Annotated in this window: 15 protein-coding genes and 2 pseudogenes; 11 read left to right on the top strand and 6 right to left on the bottom strand. The window is 71.6% G+C overall.

Features of this window, described 5'->3' with window-relative positions:
* Positions 1–10 precede the first annotated feature (10 nt).
* Both AQJ84_RS03505 and AQJ84_RS03500 read right to left on the bottom strand, forming a co-directional pair.
* A complete protein-coding gene (locus AQJ84_RS03505; RefSeq protein WP_030042089.1) occupies positions 11–886 on the bottom strand; it encodes an amidohydrolase family protein in 876 nt (291 codons plus the stop codon).
* A complete protein-coding gene (locus AQJ84_RS03500) occupies positions 886–1,803 on the bottom strand; it encodes an SDR family NAD(P)-dependent oxidoreductase (RefSeq protein ID WP_030042090.1) in 918 nt (305 codons plus the stop codon). The genes AQJ84_RS03505 and AQJ84_RS03500 overlap by 1 nt, the downstream gene beginning before the upstream one ends.
* 229 nt (positions 1,804–2,032) lie before the next feature.
* On the opposite strand from AQJ84_RS03500, the gene AQJ84_RS03495 reads away from it, so the two are divergent.
* The 3 genes and pseudogenes from AQJ84_RS03495 to AQJ84_RS40485 all read left to right on the top strand — a co-directional run.
* Positions 2,033–2,464 carry a MarR family winged helix-turn-helix transcriptional regulator gene (locus AQJ84_RS03495; RefSeq protein ID WP_053193399.1) on the top strand — a complete coding sequence of 144 codons (432 nt, stop codon included), beginning with the start codon at positions 2,033–2,035 and terminating at the stop codon, positions 2,462–2,464.
* Positions 2,461–3,219 (top strand): IclR family transcriptional regulator, encoded by a 759-nt coding sequence (locus tag AQJ84_RS03490; RefSeq protein WP_030042092.1) that lies wholly within the window; start codon positions 2,461–2,463, stop codon positions 3,217–3,219. The genes AQJ84_RS03495 and AQJ84_RS03490 overlap by 4 nt, the downstream gene beginning before the upstream one ends.
* A 155-nt stretch (positions 3,220–3,374) precedes the next feature.
* Positions 3,375–3,545: pseudogene (locus AQJ84_RS40485) on the top strand (transposase); the annotation flags it as partial.
* 5 nt (positions 3,546–3,550) lie between these two features.
* Here the strand turns inward: AQJ84_RS40485 and AQJ84_RS45040 are convergent.
* From AQJ84_RS45040 to AQJ84_RS43865, 3 genes and pseudogenes are all read right to left on the bottom strand, one after another.
* Positions 3,551–3,699 (bottom strand): annotated as a pseudogene (locus AQJ84_RS45040) (acetyl-coenzyme A synthetase N-terminal domain-containing protein); the annotation flags it as partial.
* Positions 3,700–3,935: 236 nt separating this feature from the next.
* Positions 3,936–4,583 (bottom strand): TetR/AcrR family transcriptional regulator, encoded by a 648-nt coding sequence (locus tag AQJ84_RS03480; protein ID WP_030042094.1) that lies wholly within the window; start codon positions 4,581–4,583, stop codon positions 3,936–3,938.
* Between the two features lie 108 nt (positions 4,584–4,691).
* A complete protein-coding gene (locus AQJ84_RS43865) occupies positions 4,692–7,214 on the bottom strand; it encodes an ATP-binding SpoIIE family protein phosphatase (protein ID WP_225889057.1) in 2,523 nt (840 codons plus the stop codon).
* 678 nt (positions 7,215–7,892) lie between these two features.
* Here AQJ84_RS43865 and AQJ84_RS03470 point away from each other — a divergent pair.
* Complete coding sequence (locus AQJ84_RS03470) at positions 7,893–9,290, top strand: glycoside hydrolase family 16 protein (RefSeq protein ID WP_030045841.1); 1,398 nt, start codon at positions 7,893–7,895, stop codon at positions 9,288–9,290.
* A gap of 85 nt (positions 9,291–9,375) precedes the next feature.
* Here the strand turns inward: AQJ84_RS03470 and AQJ84_RS03465 are convergent, their stop codons facing one another.
* Entirely contained in the window at positions 9,376–10,281 is a 906-nt protein-coding gene (locus tag AQJ84_RS03465; protein WP_030045842.1) for a helix-turn-helix domain-containing protein, read from the bottom strand.
* A 146-nt stretch (positions 10,282–10,427) separates the two neighbouring features.
* Between AQJ84_RS03465 and tkt the strand changes: the two genes are divergently transcribed.
* From tkt to AQJ84_RS03430, 7 genes are all read left to right on the top strand, one after another.
* The gene (gene tkt, locus AQJ84_RS03460; RefSeq protein WP_059198794.1) at positions 10,428–12,521 is read left to right on the top strand and encodes a transketolase; all 2,094 of its coding nucleotides are present in this window, start codon (positions 10,428–10,430) and stop codon (positions 12,519–12,521) included.
* A gap of 19 nt (positions 12,522–12,540) precedes the next feature.
* Entirely contained in the window at positions 12,541–13,686 is a 1,146-nt protein-coding gene (gene tal / locus AQJ84_RS03455) for a transaldolase (protein WP_030045946.1), read from the top strand.
* A gap of 71 nt (positions 13,687–13,757) precedes the next feature.
* A complete protein-coding gene (zwf, locus tag AQJ84_RS03450) occupies positions 13,758–15,293 on the top strand; it encodes a glucose-6-phosphate dehydrogenase (protein ID WP_059198799.1) in 1,536 nt (511 codons plus the stop codon).
* Positions 15,290–16,225 carry a glucose-6-phosphate dehydrogenase assembly protein OpcA gene (gene opcA, locus AQJ84_RS03445; protein ID WP_053190236.1) on the top strand — a complete coding sequence of 312 codons (936 nt, stop codon included), beginning with the start codon at positions 15,290–15,292 and terminating at the stop codon, positions 16,223–16,225. Before zwf ends, opcA begins: the two co-directional genes overlap by 4 nt.
* Positions 16,218–17,882 (top strand): glucose-6-phosphate isomerase, encoded by a 1,665-nt coding sequence (pgi, locus tag AQJ84_RS03440; RefSeq protein ID WP_053190237.1) that lies wholly within the window; start codon positions 16,218–16,220, stop codon positions 17,880–17,882. Before opcA ends, pgi begins: the two co-directional genes overlap by 8 nt.
* Before the next feature lies 1 nt (position 17,883).
* On the top strand, positions 17,884–18,765 hold the full coding sequence (gene gnd / locus AQJ84_RS03435) for a phosphogluconate dehydrogenase (NAD(+)-dependent, decarboxylating) (protein WP_053190238.1): 882 nt from the start codon (positions 17,884–17,886) through the stop codon (positions 18,763–18,765).
* 8 nt (positions 18,766–18,773) lie between these two features.
* Positions 18,774–19,361 (top strand): histidine phosphatase family protein, encoded by a 588-nt coding sequence (locus AQJ84_RS03430; RefSeq protein WP_030039597.1) that lies wholly within the window; start codon positions 18,774–18,776, stop codon positions 19,359–19,361.
* Positions 19,362–19,424 lie beyond the last annotated feature (63 nt).

Raw genomic sequence — 19,424 nt, 5'->3', positions numbered from 1 at the left:
GTCACGCCCCTTACGGTGTGGTCAGCCCGAGCAGGCGGGCGGCGTTCTCCTTGAGGATCTTCGGCTTGACCTCGTCCTTGATCGGCAGCTTCTCGAAGTCGGCGAGCCAGCGGTCGGGCGTGAGGACGGGGAAGTCGGAGCCGAAGAGGACCTTGTCCTTGAGCAGCGTGTTGGCGTACTGCACCAGCTGCGGCGGGAAGTACTTCGGCGACCAGCCGGACAGGTCGATGTGCACGCCCGGCTTGTGCGTGGCGACGGCCAGGGCCTCGTCCTGCCAGGGGAAGGACGGGTGCGCCAGGATGATCTTCAGATGCGGGAAGTCGGCGGCCACGTCGTCCACGTGCAGCGGGTTGGAGTACTTGAGCCTGATCCCGCCCCCGCCGGGCACCCCGGCGCCGATTCCGGTCTGGCCGGTGTGGAAGAGGGCGATCGTGCCGGTCTCCTCGATCACCTCGTAGAGGTCGTACGCCACCGAGCGGTCGTTGGGGAAGAAGCCCTGGATGCTGGGGTGGAACTTGAAGCCCTTCACCCCGTACTCCTCCACCAGGCGGCGGGCCTGCTTCACACCCGCCTTCCCCCGGAAGGGGTCGATGGAGGCGAAGGGGATCAGGACGTCCGCGTTGGCGGCGGCCGCCTCGGCGACCTCCTCGTTGGGGACGGGGGCCGTGCCGGTCGCGGACTCGGCGTCCACCGTGAAGATCACGGCGGCCATCCTCCGCTCCCGGTAGTAGGCGGCCGTCTCCTCCAGGGTGGGCTTGCGCTTGCCCTCGACCTTGAAATAGGCGGAGGAGGCGTCGTGCAGGTCGTCGTCGAGGGAGGAGTGGCCCTTGGAGGAGACCTCCGCGTGGGTGTGGACGTCGATCGCGACCAGGTGCTCGATGTCCATCACGCCTCCGGGAACTTGGGCGCCGGGATGCCGACCGTCTGGAGCTCGGCACCGACCGACGTGGGGAAGGCGTCGGCCAGGGTCTCGGGGCTCCAGCCGCCGTCGGCGTAGGCCGCGCTGATCTCCTGCGGATGCGACCAGAGTGCCACCTTGTCGCCGCCGATGCCGATCGCCTGGCCCGTGATGGACCGGGCGGCCTCGGAGGCCAGGAAGGGCACGAGGGCCGCGCAGTCCTCCGGCGTGCCGAAGCCCTCGCCCTTGCGCAGGAAGTCCGGCAGCGGCTCGCCGTTCTTCATGGCCTCGACGTACGGGGCGAAGGCGGGGATGGTCTCGGTCATCGCGGTGGCGGCGATCGGCACGATCGCGTTCACGGTGATGCCGGCCCGGCCCAGTTCCATCGACCAGGTGCGGGCCATCGCGGCGATGCCGGCCTTGGCGGCGGCGTAGTTCGTCTGGCCGAAGTTGCCGCGCTGTCCGGCCGGGGACCCGACCAGGATCAGGGTGCCGCCCTCGCCCTGCTCGCGCATCCGCACGGCGGCGGCACGGGCGCAGGTGAAGGTGCCCTTGAGGTGGGTGGTGATCACCGCGTCGAAGTCCTCGTCGGTCATCTTCCACAGGACCCTGTCGCGCAGGATTCCCGCGTTGGTGACCAGGACGTCGAGCCGTCCGAACTCCTCGACGGCCCGGCCGACCAGCTGCTCGGCGGCCTGGGTCGTCCCGACCGGGACCACCTCGGCGACAGCGGTGCCGCCCGCCGCGGTGATGGACTTCACGGCCTGCTCGGCCACGGCCTCGTCGACGTCGTTGACGACCACGGAGGCGCCGTGGGCGGCCAGGGCGTGCGCGTAGGCGAGGCCGAGGCCCCGGCCGCTGCCGGTGACGACGGCGGCCTTGCCGGTGAGATCGATGCTGGGCACGGGCTGGTCCCTTCACAAGCTGACACGGGTGATGCGGCCGCAGCGGTGCGGCTCCGAGATCGAAGCTAAGAGCAATAATTGTTGACGTCAATAGTTGTTCGTCACCTACGGGTGCGTCATGCTGGAATCATCCACACGCACCGACCCCCGGGGATCGAAGAACAGGGAGCCCGCCATCACACGCCAGCACGCCACGAACCCGAACCCGATCGACGCGGACGAGCCGTGGATGCGCGGGCTGCACGCGGACATGGGCTACCTGCTGTACCGCCTCGGCCTGCGTTCCGGACAGCTCTTCAACTCGTTCCTGCAGGAGTCGGGGCTGCGGCTGCGCCACTACGCGGTGCTGCGCTTCCTCGCCACCTCGGAGGGCGCGCTCCAGCGTGAGCTGAGCTCGCGGCTCGGATACGACCCGAGCGCGATCGTCGGCCTGGTGGACGACCTGCAGAAACTCGGCTTCGCCGAACGCCGGCCGTCCCCCGACGACCGGCGCAGCCGGATCGTGGTGCTCACCGCCGCGGGCCGCACCTTCCTGCGGGACACGGACGAGGCCGGCCTGCGGGTGACGAACGAACTCGTGGGCCCGCTCGACCCGGCCGAGCGCGAGACGCTGCACACGCTGCTGCTGCGGATCGCGGAGGACGGACTGACCCGGCCATGACCAACCGCTCCGCGCCCGACCGGCTGCTGTCCGTCCTCGCCGCGTTCGACCACGAACACCCGGCGCTGAGTCTGACGGACATCAGCCGACGGGCCGGGCTGAGTCTGACCACGGCCCACCGGCTGGTCGGCGCCCTGACGTCGTGGGGCGCGCTGGAGCGCGACGAGTCCGGCACCTACCACGTGGGGCTGCGCCTGTGGGAGGTCGCCGCGCTCGCCCCCCGCGCTCTCGCGCTCCGGCAGGTCGCGCTGCCGTACCTGGAGGATCTGTACGAGGCCACGCACGAGAACGTGCAGCTGGCGGTGCGCGACGGGTCCGAGGTCGTCTACATCGAGTGGATCTCGGGGCGCTCGGCGGTCGGCGTCCACATCCGCGTAGGCGCCCGCTGGCCGCTGCACGTCACCGGCGTCGGGCTCGCCCTGCTGGCGTACGGCGACCCGGCCCTCCAGGAGGAGTACTGCGCCCGTCCGCTCGCCTCCTACACCCCGTACACGATCACCGACCCGAGCCGGCTGCGCCGCGTGCTGGCCGAGGTGCGCCGCTCGGGCGTCGCGGTGAGCGACCGCCAGGTCACCGCTGACGCCCTCTCCGTCGCCGCCCCCGTGCGCGGCCCGGACGGCGCCCTGATGGCGGCCGTCTCGATCGTCGTCCCCCAGGAGGGCGCGCAGGTCCCGACCCTGATCCCGGCGGTCCGGCTGGCGGCACGGGGGATCTCACGGGCGCTGGGCTGGCAGCCGGAGGTCGGCCGGTCGTAGTCGCGCGCGGCGCGACCGCGGACCACCCACCGCCGGCAGTCACGCCGCGGGTCCCCCGCGTGCCGTGAGCGGCGCCGACCCGGCCGCCTCCAGGACCGCCGACTACTCGATGATGTTCCGGCGTCACGTCGAGGTGGGTCGCCGTCGACGCGTGATCCCTCAAGGGCGTCTCCTCCCGCCGCCTGCGCCAGGATTTCCCCGATCTGGTACGCCACTACTGGCGGGCCAACAAACCGTGGTCCGGCTCCTGCTTCTCCGGAACCGCCGGCGGCGCCCCGCTCAGCGTGGTCCGGCAGTACGTCGAACAGCAGAACCGGCCGGTGTGAGCACAGCGGGTGCCGGGCATCCGCTCCTCCTCCGGCACCCGCTGGTACGGCGTCGCCGCCTCGATGCCGAAGTACTCCCGCACCGCTGCCCAGAAACCTCGAGGTCGGTGACCGACCAGCGGTGCAGGGCCGCGTAGTCGGTCGGGTCGGCACCGGTGTCGACGCCGTGCTGCCAGAGGGGGGGCTGGTGCGCACGTCGACGACGGTCCAGCGCGTCACGCGGCCGAGGCGAGATCGCGCAGGGCGACCGCCCCGGTCAGGTCAGCACGGGGGACGCGTCCGGGCGGTGCGACGCGGGGCGGTGCGGGACGACGCGCCGCGGAACGCCTCGACGTACCGGAGCGCGGGAACGCCGTCAGCCGGCCGGCAAGGACCTCGCCGTACGACGGATCAGGCGTCGGCGGCGGGCTCCGCCGCCCCGGTCGGCGCCACCTCGTCGACGACGGCACGCGCCCGCTCCTCAGGCACTCCGGCGGCGATGAGGGTGGCGACCGCGACCAGGGTGCCGTCGTCCTTCAGCGCCCCGGTGTTGACCTCTTCCAGGAGGGCGACGGTCATCGCCTCCAGACCCGCGCTCAGCACGGCGGGCGGCAGATGGGAGTGGAAGACGCCGTCCCGCTGGCCCCGGTCGAGGATGGCGGTGACCTCCTCGCGGGCCGGCGTCAGGATCTCCACCACACGCTCGGCGCCCAGATCGTGCCGGGCCAGGGCCAGGAGCATCCGGTAACGGTCACCCACGGGCCACATCGACAAGAGGAAGCGCGCGAGCGCCCGCTCGGCCGGCTCGTCCGACGGCGCGCTGCCCTCGACCGCGCCCCGCAGGCTCTCGGCGGCCTCCTCGGCGAGGGCCTCCAGCAGCGCGGCCCGTCCGGGGAAGTGCCCGAAGAGGGTCCGCCGTACGACACCGGAGGCGCGCGCCAGCTCCTCCAGGGTGGTGTCGGGGTTCCGCCCCAGCTCCTGCCGGGCCGTCGCCAGGATGCGCGCCCGGTTGGACCGCGCGTTGCGTCGCAAGGGCTCAGGGGCCACGGGCTTGCTCACGGTGACAACCTCGGTCGGGTCTGATGCGATCTGATGCGGTTCGGGCGGGTACGCGAAGTGACGGGGTGACGGCGTCGCCATTCTGACACGGCGGTTTCCCCGGGATCGCTACACGGAGGCCCATGCCTGGGCCCTGGCCGAGTCGTCCAGCTCCGCCCAGACCGTCTTGCCGTGCCGGGCGTGGCGGGTGCCCCAGTGCCCGGCGAGCTGGGCGACCAGGAGCAGGCCGCGGCCGCCCTCGTCGAAGGCACGGGCCCGGCGCAGATGCGGGGTGGTGCTGCCGTCGTCGGAGACCTCGCACAGGAGCTTGCCGTCGTGGATCAGACGCAGCCGGATGGGGGGCCGGCCGTAGCGGATGGCGTTGGTGACCAGCTCGCTGACCACCAGCTCGGCGGTGAAGCCGAGCTCCTCCAGCCCCCAGCGGCTCAGCTGCTCGGAGACGTTCGACCGGGCCTGGGAGACGGCGGCGGGGTCGGCGGCCAGGTCCCAGGTGACGACCTGACGGGCCCCGAGGGCGTGGGTGCGGGCCAGCAGCAGGGCGACGTCGTCGTCCGGGCGGTCCGGCAGAAGGTCGGCGAGCACCGCCTCGCAGGCGTCCTCCAGGGAGGCCGCGGGCCGGGCCAGGGCCTGGCGCAGCCGGGCGAGGCCGACGTCGCCGTCACGGCCGTCGGCCTCGATCAGTCCGTCGGTGTACAGGGCGATGAGGCTGCCTTCCGGCAGGTCGACCTCAGCCGCCTCGAACGGCAGACCGCCGAGCCCCAGCGGCGGTCCCGCGGGCAGTCGGAGGATGTCGGCCGCTCCGTCCGGGGTGACCACGGCGGGCAGCACATGTCCCGCGCGGGCCAGGGTGCAGCGGCTGGACACGGGATCGTGGACGGCGTACAGGCAGGTGGCGCCCACGTCCCCGACCGCTTCACGGACCGCAGCAGCCTCGCCGTCCGGGGCGGCGGGCGCGTCGGCCGGGGCGGCGGGCGCGTCGGCCGGGGCGGCGGGCGCGTCGGCCGGGGCGGCGGGCGCGTCGGCCGGGGCGGCGGGCGCGTCGGCCGGGGCGGCGGGCGCGTCGGCCGGGGCGGCGGGCGCGTCGGCCGGGGCGGCGGGCGCGTCGGCCACCGTCGCGGGCTCGTCGGCCGACGCGTCGGTCGCGGCTTCGGTGGACAGGCGGATGACGACGTCGTTCAGGTGCGTGAGGAGCTCGTCGGGCGGCAGATCGATGTCGGCCAGTGTGCGTACCGCGGTCCGCAGCCGCCCCATGGTCGCGGCGGCGTGGATGCCGTGTCCGACCACGTCCCCCACCACCAGGGCGACCCGGGCTCCGGACAGCGGAATCACGTCGTACCAGGCGCCGCCGACGCCGACCCGGTCGCCGGCCGGGAGGTAGCGGTAGGCCACCTCCACGGCCGACTGCGCCGGCGTACGACTGGGCAGCAGACTGCGCTGCAGGGCGAGCGCGGTGGCCCGGGCGTGGGTGTAGCGGCGGGCGTTGTCGACGGCGACGGCCGCCCTGGCCGCGATCTCCTGGGCGAGCAGCAGATCGTCGTCGTCGAAGAGCTCGGGGGTGCGGTCGCGGTGGAACTGCGCGACCCCCAGTGCGGTGTCACGGGCCCGCAGCGGCACCACCAGCGTCGAGTGGATCGGGTCGGCTCCGCCGAGCCGGCCGGAGCCGGGGTGGGGGTCGGAGCCAGCGTGGGGGCCGGGAGGGGTGGCCACGGGGTCGGGGACATCACGGGATCCGCGGGAGTCCGCCGCGGGGCCCGGGAGGTCACGCGCCTCGTCCAAGCCCGCCGTACAGGCCCGGAATCCGGCGTCGGCGGCAGCCTTCGTACGGTTCGGAGCCACGGCGGTGTGCTGCCGCGAGGGCCTTCCGTCGGCCAGGGCACGAGCCGCCGGCGAGCCGTCCGGGAAGGTGTGCGGCTGCTGTGGAGCGATCGCCTCGGCCGGGTCCTTCTCCCCCACCGTGCGACGGGCGATCCGCCGCAGCACGAGAGGGCCAGCCACCGGGGCGTCGTGCCCTTGGAGCACGGAGTCGAGCAGGTCCACGGTGACGACGTCGGCGAAGTGCTCGGTGGCCACGTCCGCCAGTTCCCGGGCGGTGCGGCCGATGTCGAGGGTGGTCCCGATGCGCATGCTCGCCTCGTTCACCATCGACAGCCGCCACCGCAGGCGCCGATCCCGCTCCTCCTGGTACGCGAAGACCCCCTGCTCGGAGATGTGGTCCACGTACGCCGTCATCGCCACGATCACCTTGCGCACCGCCGCGCTGATCAGTTCGGCGTCGCCGGTGAGCCGGGGCAGTTCTTCGAGGAGCCGGTCGAGGACCACGCCCTGCGCGAGCCTGAAGGCCCGCAGCATCGCGCTGACGGGCGTGCCGTGCCGTGCCAGCCGACGCGCGCGTGCGAGGTCGGCGGGCGGCGGTTCGATCCGGTCCGGGTCGATCCCGTGCGCGAGGCCGGTCAGCCCTGCGACGATGTGCTCGGCGACGTTGGCGGACACCAGCCGCCCGATCTCCGGGTCGTCCCACAGGTCGGGGACCTCGCGCCGCAGGCACCGCTCCACGTCCGCGATCAGATCGCCCGCGCGCGAGCCGAGCTCTTGCGCGACGCGGGACACCAGACCGTCAGCGTCGAGGTCCACGGTTTCGACGTTACGCCTGACCGGGCACCGGCTCTCAGCGACGCGGGCCGCGGGGGGCGCGGCGACGGGTGTTCCGCCGTCCCTGTCTCCTCACCGGAGTCTCAGCGAGCGGCCCGGGCTTTCAAGGATCGCGCCGGGTACGAGGCGCACGACGCACGCGCGAAGACGGATACCCGAGGAAGGCGTGCCGTGGGCGTCCCGCACTCGTCGAACCGGCCCGAGGAGAAGTCGGAGGGTGACCCCGGGCGCGGCTGCCGGGCGCGCCCGACGCGGGCTGCCGGGCGCGCACAGAGCGGGATGGACTGACGCGCACGGAGCGGGACTGGCGTGCTCGCCGCAGGACTGGGCCTGCTCGCCGCGGGACTGGCGTGCTCGCCGCGCGGTCCCGGCCGCGGCCGTCCTCACCGGGGGCGGCGGCTCGGCGGGACCTCGGAGGGGACGGTGGCAGGCGGGCAGCGCGCTCGGGACGTCGTAGCGGAGGCGGGGGGACTCCGTCGGGGCCACTTGGCGTCTTCATCGGGTTAACTCACCTGGGACGCAAGGACTTTCACTGTTTCACCTCTTGACGACCGGAGTGGCCGAGAGCACATTGGGCGCACTTTGAGAGCGCTCTCAGGTGCATCTGAGGGCCATCGAGGTCACCCGCGCACCCCCACTCCGTACCGAGAGGCAGCACCCATGAGTGGAACCTCCGGCATACCCACCAGACGGCGCCCGCTGCGGCGGGCGTTCGTCGCCGTCCTGAGCACCCTGGGTCTCGCGGCCGTCGCCGCCACGGCCGCCACCCCGCCCGCCAACGCCTCCGCGCCCACGCCCCCGGCGGGCTGGTCGCAGGTCTTCCTCGACGACTTCACCGGCGCCGCGGGCACCGGCGTCAACACCTCCAACTGGCAGTACGCGACCGGGACCTCCTATCCCGGCGGCCCCGCCAACTGGGGCACCGGCGAGGTCGAGACGATGACGAACAGCACCAACAACGTCTCGCTCGACGGCAACGGCAACCTGCGCATCACGCCGCTGCGGGACGCGGCCGGCAGGTGGACCTCCGGCCGCATCGAGACCAACCGCACCGACTTCCAGCCCCCGTCGGGCGGCAAGCTGCGCGTCGAGGCCCGCGTCCAGATGCCGAACGTCACGGGCACCGCCGCCGAGGGCTACTGGCCGGCCTTCTGGATGCTGGGCGCGCCCTACCGGGGCAACTACCAGAACTGGCCGAGCGTCGGCGAGCTGGACATCATGGAGAACGTCCAGGGCCGCAACACCGTGTGGGCCACGATGCACTGCGGCACCAACCCGGGCGGCCCCTGCAACGAGACCACGGGCATCGGCAACTCCACCGCGTGCCCCAACACGACCTGCCAGTCCGGCTTCCACACCTACACGATGGAGTGGGACCGCTCGGTGAGCCCCGAGGCGATCCGCTTCCTCGTCGACGGCGTCAACTTCCACACCGTCAACGCGAGCCAGGTCGACGCGACCACCTGGGCCAACGCGACCAACCACGGCTTCTTCATCATCCTCAACGTGGCGATGGGCGGCGCCTTCCCCGACGCCTTCGGCGGCGGCCTCGACGGCGACACCCGCTCCGGCGTCCCCATGGTCGTCGACTACGTCCAGGTGCTGTCGGCCACCGGGAGTGGCACCACTCCCCCGCCGACCGGCAACCGTGACGCCTACGCCGCCATCCAGGCCGAGTCCTACGACGGCCAGTCCGGCACCACTGCCGAGACCACCTCCGACACCGGCGGCGGCCAGAACATCGGCTCCATAGCCAACGGCGACTGGGCCCTGTTCCGGGGCGTCAACTTCGGCTCCACCGCGGCCACCCAGTTCGTGGCGCGGGTGGCGAGCGGTGCGGCGGGCGGCGTCAGCGGCCTGGTCGAGGTGCGCCTGGACAGCCGTACCAACGCCCCCGTCGGCAGCTTCTCCCTGGCCAACACCGGCGGCTGGCAGTCCTGGCGGACGGTCCCGGCGAACATGGCCTCGGTGACCGGCACCCACGACGTCTATCTGACCTTCACGAGCGGTCAGGCGTCGGACTTCGTGAACGTGAACTGGTTCAACTTCGGCCGCTGACCGCTTCCCGGTGAGGGGTTCCGCTCGTGCGGGGCCCCTCACGCGTGTGCCGACGACGGTGTCGCCACCGTGGCCGGCGGTGCAGTCAGCGCAGTTCCGCCCGGAATCCCGCCGGCGTCACATCCGTGTGCTGCTGGAAGAACTTCGAGAAGTTCGCCGCGTCCGGGAAGCCCACCGCCGCCCCGACCCGGCCGATGGGCAGGTCCGTGTGGGCGAGGAGGCGCTTCGCCTCCAGGACCACGCGTCTGTCGATGAATCCCTTGGGGGTCTGACCGGTGGCGGCGCGGACCGCGCGGACGAGGGTGCGGCGGGAGTAACCGAGCGCGTCGGCGTAGGCGCTGACGCTGTGGATGGTGGCGAAGTCCTTCTCGACGGCCTCCCGGAACAGGCTGAACGTGGTGTCACCCTGGCGTCGGGCCGCCTCCGTCGAGCTCGCCGCCAGATGGGCCAGCCGCAGGAGGAACGCGGTCAGGGTGTGGCGCAGCACCGCGGTGTGCAGGCTGACCGGCAGGGTGGTGGCGTCCTCGTACTCGCGCTGCAGTTGGGCGAGGGCGGCCCGCAACGCGGTGAGCCGGGGCTCGTCGGGGTGCAGCAGGGGCGGAAGGTCGTAGCGGTACAGGCCGGTGGCCTCGACCGTGGCGCGCGGCAGGAAGCCGGGTTGCATGGTGAGGACGGTTCCGCGGTACTCGCTGCTCCGCGAGAAGCGGTGGACCTGCCCCGGGCGGATCCACAGCAGGTCGCCGGCCGTCGCCTCGTACTCGGCGAAGTCGATCATGTGGCGTACGGGGCCGTCGCTGAACAGCATGACGACGTGGAAGTCGATGCGGTGCACGCGTTCCAGCGGGGCCTCCGCGTGCCAGGTGCGGCCGGTGCCCATCGGGCCGACCTGCATGCCGACGCCGCTGACACTCAGTTCGCTGGGGAAGGGGAACGTTCTGATCCCGTCCGTGCCGCTGTCACCGTCTCCGCCTTGGATGGTTCTGTCCGCCATGTCCTTCTCGTGCCGCCCCGCTCGCGCCGTCCGTGTCCCACTTTCACCACAGGCTGACACACGGCCACCTTCCCCCGTAAAAGTCAGACTTTTAAGTTTGAACACGACAGACCAGATTTCCCGCTCCGATCGAGGACTTCTTGAAGATGAGCACGCAGACACCGGACCGCTTCGAATGGACCGAACTCGACCGGCGTGCCGTCGACACCGCCCGCCTGCTCGCGGCCGATGCCGTGCAGCGGGTCGGGAACGGGCACCCGGGCACCGCGATGAGCCTGGCTCCGGCGGCGTACACGATCTTTCAGAAGGTGATGCGGCACGATCCCGCTGATCCGGAGTGGACGGGCCGCGACCGGTTCGTCCTCTCCCCGGGCCACACCTCGCTCACCCTCTACACCCAGCTCTTCCTCGCCGGGTACGAGCTGGAGCTCGACGACCTGAAGGCCTTCCGGACCCACGGTTCGAAGACACCCGGTCACCCCGAGTACGGGCACACGGCAGGGGTCGAGACGACCACCGGACCGCTCGGTCAGGGCGTCGCCAACGCCGTCGGCATGGCGATGGCCGCCCGCTACGAGCGCGGTCTGTTCGACCCGGAGACCCCCGAGGGCGAGTCACCCTTCGACCACACCATCTGGGCGATCGTCTCCGACGGCGACCTGGAGGAGGGCATCTCCGCCGAGGCGTCCTCCCTGGCCGGCCACCAGAAGCTCGGCAACCTCGTCTTCCTCTACGACGACAACCACATCTCCATCGAGGGCGACACCGCGACCGCGTTCTCCGAGGACGTGCTGGGGCGCTACGAGGCCTACGGCTGGCACGTGCAGCGGATCGAGCCCGCCGCGGACGGCGACATCGACGTCCACGCGCTGCACGCCGCCCTCACGGCCGCGCGGGCCGAGACCGCCCGCCCCTCGATCGTCGCGATGCGCACCGTCATCGCCTGGCCCGCCCCGAACGCCCGGAACACCGAGGCCGCGCACGGATCCGCGCTCGGCGAGGACGAGATCGCCGCCACCAAGCGGATTCTCGGCTTCGACCCGGAGCGGACCTTCGAGGTCACCGACGAGGTCCTCGCCCACACCCGGCGCGCCCTCGACCGCGGCGCAGAGGCGCACGCGGCCTGGGACAAGCGGATCGACAGGTGGCGCGGCGCCCAGCCCGAGCGCGCGAAGCTGTTCGACCGGGTCGTCGCCGGTCAGCTCCCCGACGGCTGGGAGGACGCCCTGCCGGTGTTCGAGGAGGGCAAGTCCGTCGCCACCCGGGCCGCCTCCGGCAAGGTGCTCCAGTCCCTCGGCGCGGTGATCCCGGAGCTGTGGGGCGGCTCGGCCGACCTGGCCGGCTCCAACAACACCACCATCGACAAGACGTCGTCCTTCCTGCCGAAGGGCAACCCGCTGCCCGAGGCCGACCCGTACGGCCGCACGATCCACTTCGGCATCCGCGAGCACTCCATGGCCGCGGAGATGAACGGCATCGCCCTGCACGGCAACACCCGCATCTACGGCGGCACCTTCCTGGTGTTCTCCGACTACATGCGCAACGCCGTACGCCTGTCCGCCCTGATGCAGCTGCCGGTGACGTACGTGTGGACACACGACTCCATCGGCCTGGGCGAGGACGGCCCCACCCACCAGCCGATCGAACACCTGGCCTCGCTGCGCGCCATCCCGGGCCTGAACGTGGTCCGTCCCGCCGACGCCAACGAGACCGCGATCGTCTGGGGTGAGATCCTCAGGCGGCACGCCGACAACCCGGCGCCGCACGGCCTCGCGCTGACCCGCCAGGGCGTGCCGACGTACGCCCCCAACCCCGATGCGGCCAAGGGCGGTTACGTGCTGCGGGAGGCCTCGACGCGGACACCGGACGTCGTCCTCGTCGCCACCGGCTCCGAGGTGCAGCTCGCCGTCGCCGCGCGGGAGCGGCTGGAGGCCGAGGGGGTCGGCACCCGGGTGGTGTCCATGCCGTCCGTGGAGTGGTTCGAGGAGCAGCCGCGGGAGTACCGCGAGCGCGTCCTTCCGCCGTCCGTGCGAGCGCGCGTCGCAATCGAGGCCGGGATCGGCCTGACGTGGTACCGGTTCGTAGGTGACGCAGGACGCATCGTCTCCCTCGAACACTTCGGCGCCTCCGCCGACGCCGGAACCCTGTTCGCCGAGTACGGCTTCACCGCCGAGAACGTCGTCGCCACCGCGAGGGCTGTGCTCAATACAGCTACAGGCCCTGCTGCCGCGCGTGGCTGATCCGACCGCCAGAAAGAAGATGATCACTGTGACCGAAGCTACCGCGAGCGCGGGAGCACTCAAGCGCCTGTCCGACGAGGGCGTCTCCATCTGGCTGGACGACCTGTCGCGCAGGCGGATCGAGTCCGGCAACCTCGCAGAACTCGTCGAGACGAGGCACGTGGTGGGCGTCACCACCAACCCGTCCATCTTCCAGGCCGCCATCGGCTCCGGAGCGGGGTACGAGGAGCAGCTCACGGACCTCGCCGTGCGGGGCGTCACGGTCGACGAGGCCGTCCGCATGATGACGACCGCCGATGTGCGGGCGGCCGCCGACGTTCTGCACCCCGTGTACACCGCCACCGGCGGTCGCGACGGGCGGGTCTCCATCGAGGTCGACCCCCGCCTCGCCCATGACACCGAGGCGACCGTCGCCGAGGCCAAGCAGCTGTCCTGGCTGGTCGACCGCCCCAACGTGATGATCAAGATCCCGGCGACGAAGGCCGGCCTCCCGGCGATCACCGAGGTCATCGGCCTCGGCATCAGCGTCAACGTCACGCTGATCTTCTCCCTCGAGCGCTACCGCGAGGTCATGGACGCCTACCTCGCCGGCCTGGAGAAGGCGCGGGCCGAGGGCCTGGACCTGGCCGAGATCCACTCCGTGGCCTCCTTCTTCGTCTCCCGCGTCGACTCCGAGATCGACAAGCGGCTGACGGCCCTCGGCACCGACGAGGCCCTGGCCCTGAAGGGGAGGGCGGCGCTCGCCAACGCGCGGCTCGCCTACGAGGCGTACGAGAGCCTCTTCGCCGGCGAGCGCTGGACCGCCCTCGGCGGCGCCGGAGCCAACAAGCAGCGCCCGCTGTGGGCGTCCACCGGTGTGAAGGACCCCGCGTACAAGGACACGCTGTACGTCGACGACCTGGTCGCGCCCGGCACGGTCAACACGATGCCCGAGGCCACGCTGAACGCCACCGCCGACCACGGCCGCGTCACCGGCGACACCGTCACCGGCGGCTACCCGCAGGCCCGTGCCGACCTGGCCGCCGTGGAGAGGCTCGGCATCTCCTACGACGAGGTCGTGCGGCAGTTGGAGGACGAGGGCGTCGCCAAGTTCGAGGCGGCCTGGCAGGACCTGCTGGACGCCGTGACGAAGTCCCTGAACAACAAGGGGGTCGACGAGGAATGAGCAAGAAGCTTCCCACCACCACGGCCGAGGAACCCCGGGCGGAGGAGGGCGGACCGGAGGTGGTCGTCCCCGTGCTGCCGGCCGCCGACTGGTCCAACCCGCTGCGCCACCCCCAGGACCGCCGCCTCCCCAGGATCGCCGGTCCGTCCGGTCTCGTCATCTTCGGTGTCACCGGCGACCTGTCCCGCAAGAAGCTGATGCCGGCCGTCTACGACCTCGCCAACCGCGGTCTGCTGCCGCCAGGCTTCTCCCTCGTCGGGTTCGCCCGCCGGGACTGGGAGGACCAGGACTTCGCGCAGGTCGTGCACGACGCGGTGCGCGAGCACTCCCGCACGCCGTTCCGGGAGGAGGTCTGGCAGCAGCTCGCCGAGGGCATGCGGTTCATCCCGGGCGACTTCGACGACGACACGGCTTTCAAGCAACTGCGCTCCGCCGTCGACGAGTTGGACGCCTCGCGCGGGACGAGCGGCAACTACGCCTTCTACCTCTCGGTACCGCCGAAGTTCTTCCCGAAGGTGGTCCGGCAGCTCAAGAAGCACGGCCTCGCCGACCCCCCGGAGGGCTCGTGGCGGCGCGCGGTCATCGAGAAGCCGTTCGGCCGTGACCTCGCCAGCGCGCGCGAGCTGAACGCGCTCGTGCACGACGTGTTCGAGCCGGACCAGGTCTTCCGCATCGACCACTACCTCGGCAAGGAGACCGTCCAGAACATCCTGGCGCTGCGCTTCGCCAACCAGATGTACGAGCCGATCTGGAACCGCTCGTACGTCGACCACGTGCAGATCACCATGGCCGAGGACATCGGCATCGGCGGCCGGGCCGGCTACTACGACGGCATCGGCGCCGCCCGCGACGTCATCCAGAACCACCTCCTGCAGCTGATGGCGCTGACCGCCATGGAGGAGCCGGCCGCCTTCGACGCCGAGTCGCTGCTCATGGAGAAGCTGAAGGTCCTCAAGGCCGTGAAGCTGCCGGAGGACATCGGTGCCCACGCCGTGCGCGGGCAGTACGCGGCGGCCTGGCAGGGCGGCGAGCAGGTGCGCGGCTACCTCGACGAGGACGGCATCGACCCGTCCTCCACGACCGACACCTATGCCGCCGTCAAGCTGAACGTGGACAACCGCCGTTGGGCGGGCGTCCCCTTCTATCTGCGCACCGGCAAGCGCCTGGGCCGCCGGGTCACCGAGATCGCGGTGGTCTTCCAGCGGGCCCCGCACTCCCCCTTCGACTCGACCGCCACCGAGGAGCTCAACCAGAACGCGATCGTCATCCGCGTCCAGCCCGACGAGGGCATGACGGTCCGCTTCGGGTCGAAGGTGCCGGGCACCTCGATGGAGATCCGGGACGTGACGATGGACTTCGCGTACGGCGAGTCGTTCACGGAGTCGAGCCCGGAGGCGTACGAGCGCCTCATCCTGGATGTCCTCCTCGGCGACGCCAACCTGTTCCCCCGCCACCAGGAAGTGGAAGAGTCCTGGAAGATCCTCGACCCGATCGAGGGGCACTGGGCGAACCACGGCAGGCCGGCGCAGTACGCGGCGGGCAGCTGGGGACCCGAGGAAGCCGACGAGATGCTCGCACGAGACGGACGGAGCTGGCGCAGGCCATGAAGATCGACCTGACCGACACCACGGCAAGCAAGATCAACAAGGCGCTGGTGCAGGGCCGCCGCGCCATCGGCACCCCCGCCGTGGGCATGGTCCTGACGATGGTCATCGTCACGGACGAGGAGAACGCCTACGACGCGATCAAGGCGGCCGAGGAGGCCTCGCACGAGCACCCCTCGCGCACCCTGGTCGTCATCAAGCGGCACGCCCGCACCCCGCGCGACCGCACCAACTCCCACCTCGACGCCGAGGTGCGGGTGGGCGCCGACGCGGGCACCGGCGAGACGGTCATCCTCAGGACCTACGGCGAGGTCTCCGACCACGCCGACTCCGTGGTCCTGCCGTTGCTGCTGCCGGACGCGCCGGTGGTGGTGTGGTGGCCGGTGGACGCGCCCGACAACCCCGCCAAGGACCCGCTGGGCGCGCTCGCCCAGCGCCGCATCACCGACCTGTACGCCGTGGAGAACCCGCTCGACGTGCTCAAGGCCCGGGTCCGCTCCTACGCCCCCGGCGACACCGACCTCGCCTGGACCCGGCTGACACCGTGGCGTTCGATGCTGGCCGCGGCCCTGGACCAGGCCCGGGTCAAGGTGACCTCCGCGGCCGTCGAGGCCGAGGAGGAGAACCCGGCCGCCGAACTGCTGGCCCGCTGGCTGGAGGCCCGCCTCGACGTCACGGTCGACCGTGTCGTCACCGCCGGACCGGTCGTCACGGCCGTACGGCTGGGCACCGCGAACGGCGAGATCGTCATCGACCGCCCCGAGGGCCCTCTGGCCACGCTGTCCCTGCCCGGCCAGCCCTCCCGCACCCTCGCACTGAAGGTCCGCACCACCTCCGAACTCATCGCCGAGGAGCTTCGCCGCCTCGACGCGGACGAGATGTACGCCGTCGCCCTGCGGGGCGAGGGCACCAAGGAGATCCCCACCCATGTCTGAGTCCCCTTCCGACTCCCCCAGGCCCACCCGGCGACCGGAGTGGACCGCCCTGGAGGACCACCGCGCCGAGTGGCATCCGCACCTGCGGGAGCTGTTCGCGTCCGATCCCGGGCGCGCGGCGCGGTACGTCGTGCGCGTCGGCGACCTGCGCATCGACTACTCCAAGCACCTGGTCACCGACGAATCCCTCGCCCTGCTCCAGGAACTCGCCACCGCCACCGACGTGTTCGGGCAGCGCGACGCGATGTTCCGCGGCGAGCGGATCAACATCACCGAGGACCGTGCCGTACTGCACACCGCGCTGCGCGCCCCCGCGAACGCGGTGATCGAGGTCGACGGCGAGAACGTCGTGCCCGAGGTGCACGCCGTGCTCGACCAGATGACCTCCTTCGCCGACCGGGTCCGCTCCGGCGAGTGGACCGGGCACACCGGCAGGCGGATCAGGAACGTCGTCAACATCGGCATCGGCGGCTCCGACCTCGGTCCCGCGATGGCCTACGAGGCCCTGCGGGCGTACACCGACCGCTCGCTGACCTTCCGGTTCGTGTCGAACGTGGACGGCGCCGACCTGCACGAGGCACTGCGCGACCTGGACCCCGCGGAGACCCTGTTCATCGTCGCGTCCAAGACCTTCACCACCATCGAGACGATCACCAACGCCACCTCGGCCCGCTCCTGGCTGTTGCACGGCCCGAACGGGCTCGGCGAGGACAAGGCCGTCGCGAGGCACTTCGTCGCCCTGTCGACGAACGCCGAGAAGGTCACCGACTTCGGTATCGACCCGGACAACATGTTCGCGTTCTGGGACTGGGTCGGCGGCCGCTACTCCTTCGACTCCGCCATCGGCCTGTCCCTGATGATCGCCATCGGCCCGGACCGTTTCCTGGAGATGCTGGACGGCTTCCGCATCGTCGACGAGCACTTCCTGAACGCGCCCGCCGAGGCCAACGCGCCGCTGCTGCTGGGCCTGTTGGGCGTCTGGTACGGCAACTTCTTCGACGCCCAGTCGCACGCGGTGCTGCCCTACAGCCACTACCTGTCCAAGTTCACGGCGTACCTCCAGCAGTTGGACATGGAGTCCAACGGCAAGTCCGTGGACCGCGACGGCAACCCCGTCGACTGGCAGACCGGCCCGGTGGTGTGGGGCACGCCCGGCACCAACGGGCAGCACGCCTACTACCAGTTGATCCACCAGGGCACCAAGCTCATCCCCGCCGACCTGATCGGCTTCGTCCGCCCGGTCGACGAGCTGAGCGACGGACTCAAGGCGCAGCACGACCTGCTGATGGCCAACCTGCTCGCCCAGGGCCAGGCGCTCGCCTTCGGCAAGACCGCCGAGGAGGTCCGCGCGGAGGGCGTGGCCGAGGAGCAGGTCCCGCACCGCACGTTCAAGGGCAACCACCCCACGACGACGATCCTGGCGAAGGAACTCACACCGTCCGTGCTCGGGCAGCTCATCGCCCTCTACGAGCACAAGGTCTTCGTCCAGGGCGCGATCTGGAACATCGACTCCTTCGACCAGTGGGGCGTCGAGCTCGGCAAGGTCCTCGCCAAGCGCGTCGAACCCGCCCTCACCGAAGGCGCCGACGTCCCCGGTCTCGACTCCTCCACCGCCGCCCTCGTGGCCGCCTACCGCGAACTGAAGGAAGTGCACTGACATGCAGCTCGGACTCATCGGCCTCGGCAAGATGGGCGGCAACATGCGCGAGCGGATCCGCCGCGCAGGCCACACCGTCATCGGCTACGACCGCAACCCCGAGGTCTCCGACGTGAGCAGCCTGGCCGAACTGGTCGACCGGCTCGAAGGCCCGCGCACGGTCTGGGTTATGGTCCCGGCCGGCGCGGCCACGCAGTCCGTCGTCGACGAGCTCGGCGGCCTCCTCTCCCCCGGTGACACCGTGGTCGACGGCGGCAACTCCCGCTGGACCGACGACGAGAAGCACGCCGCGGAGCTGGGAGCCAAGGGCATCGGCTTCGTCGACGCGGGTGTCTCCGGCGGGGTGTGGGGCCTGGAGAACGGCTACGCGCTGATGGTCGGCGGCGACAAGGAGCACGTCGACCGGCTCCAGCCGATCTTCGACGCGCTCAAGCCCGAGGGCCCGTACGGCTATGTCCACGCGGGCAAGGTGGGCGCCGGGCACTTCTCCAAGATGGTCCACAACGGCATCGAGTACGCCATGATGCAGGCCTACGCGGAGGGCTGGGAGCTGCTCGAGGCGGTGGACTCGGTGACCGACGTGCGTGAGGTCTTCCGCTCCTGGCAGGAGGGGACCGTCATCCGTTCCTGGCTGCTCGACCTGGCGGTCAACGCCCTCGACGAGGACGAGCACCTGGACAAGCTGCGCGGCTACGCCGAGGACTCCGGCGAGGGCCGCTGGACCGTCGAGGCCGCCGTCGACAACGCGGTGCCGCTGCCGGCGATCACGGCGTCGCTGTTCGCCCGGTTCGCGTCCCGTCAGGACGACTCGCCGCAGATGAAGATGATCGCGGCGCTGCGCAACCAGTTCGGCGGCCACGCCGTCGAGTCGGCGAAGAAGTAGGTCCGGCCGTGGGGGACCTTCTCCTGGTCCGTCACGGCGAGACGGAGTGGAGCGTGTCGGGACAGCACACCAGCTGGACCGACCTGCCCCTCACCCAGCACGGCGAGGAACAGGCCAAGTCCCTCGCTCCGCTCCTCTCGTCGCGGACCTTCGCAGCCGCGCTGACCAGCCCGCTGGACCGCGCGATACGCACCGCCGAACTGGCGGGCGTCACCGGGGCCGTATCCGACCCCGACCTGCACGAGTGGGACTACGGCGGCTACGAGGGCGTCACCACCGTCGACATCCACCGCACCCGGCCCGACTGGTACCTGTGGACCGACGGCGTGCCGCCCGGCCCGGACGGGCATCCGGGCGAGTCGCCCGCCGAGGTGGGCGAGCGCGCCGACCGGGTGCTGTCCCGGGTGGACGCCGCCCTCCCCGACGGCGACGTGATCCTCGTCGCGCACGGCCACTTCCTGCGGGTGCTGACGGCACGCCGGCTGGGACTGGACCCGGCGGACGGACGGCTGTTCCAGCTGGCGACGGCCACGGTCAGCCGACTGTCGACGGAGCACGACCGGCCCGTGATCGCCGAGTGGAACACCCGGCCCTGAACTCAACGGCCCGGGCCGCGACCGTCTGCGGACTCCTCGTGTGATCGAGGACGTCGACGGTGC

It is taken from the genome of Streptomyces resistomycificus (assembly GCF_001514265.1).
GTDB classification, from domain to species: domain Bacteria; phylum Actinomycetota; class Actinomycetes; order Streptomycetales; family Streptomycetaceae; genus Streptomyces; species Streptomyces resistomycificus.
The sequence above is the reverse complement of the archived record's forward strand: the minus strand, read 5'-3'. Positions and strand labels throughout refer to the sequence as shown.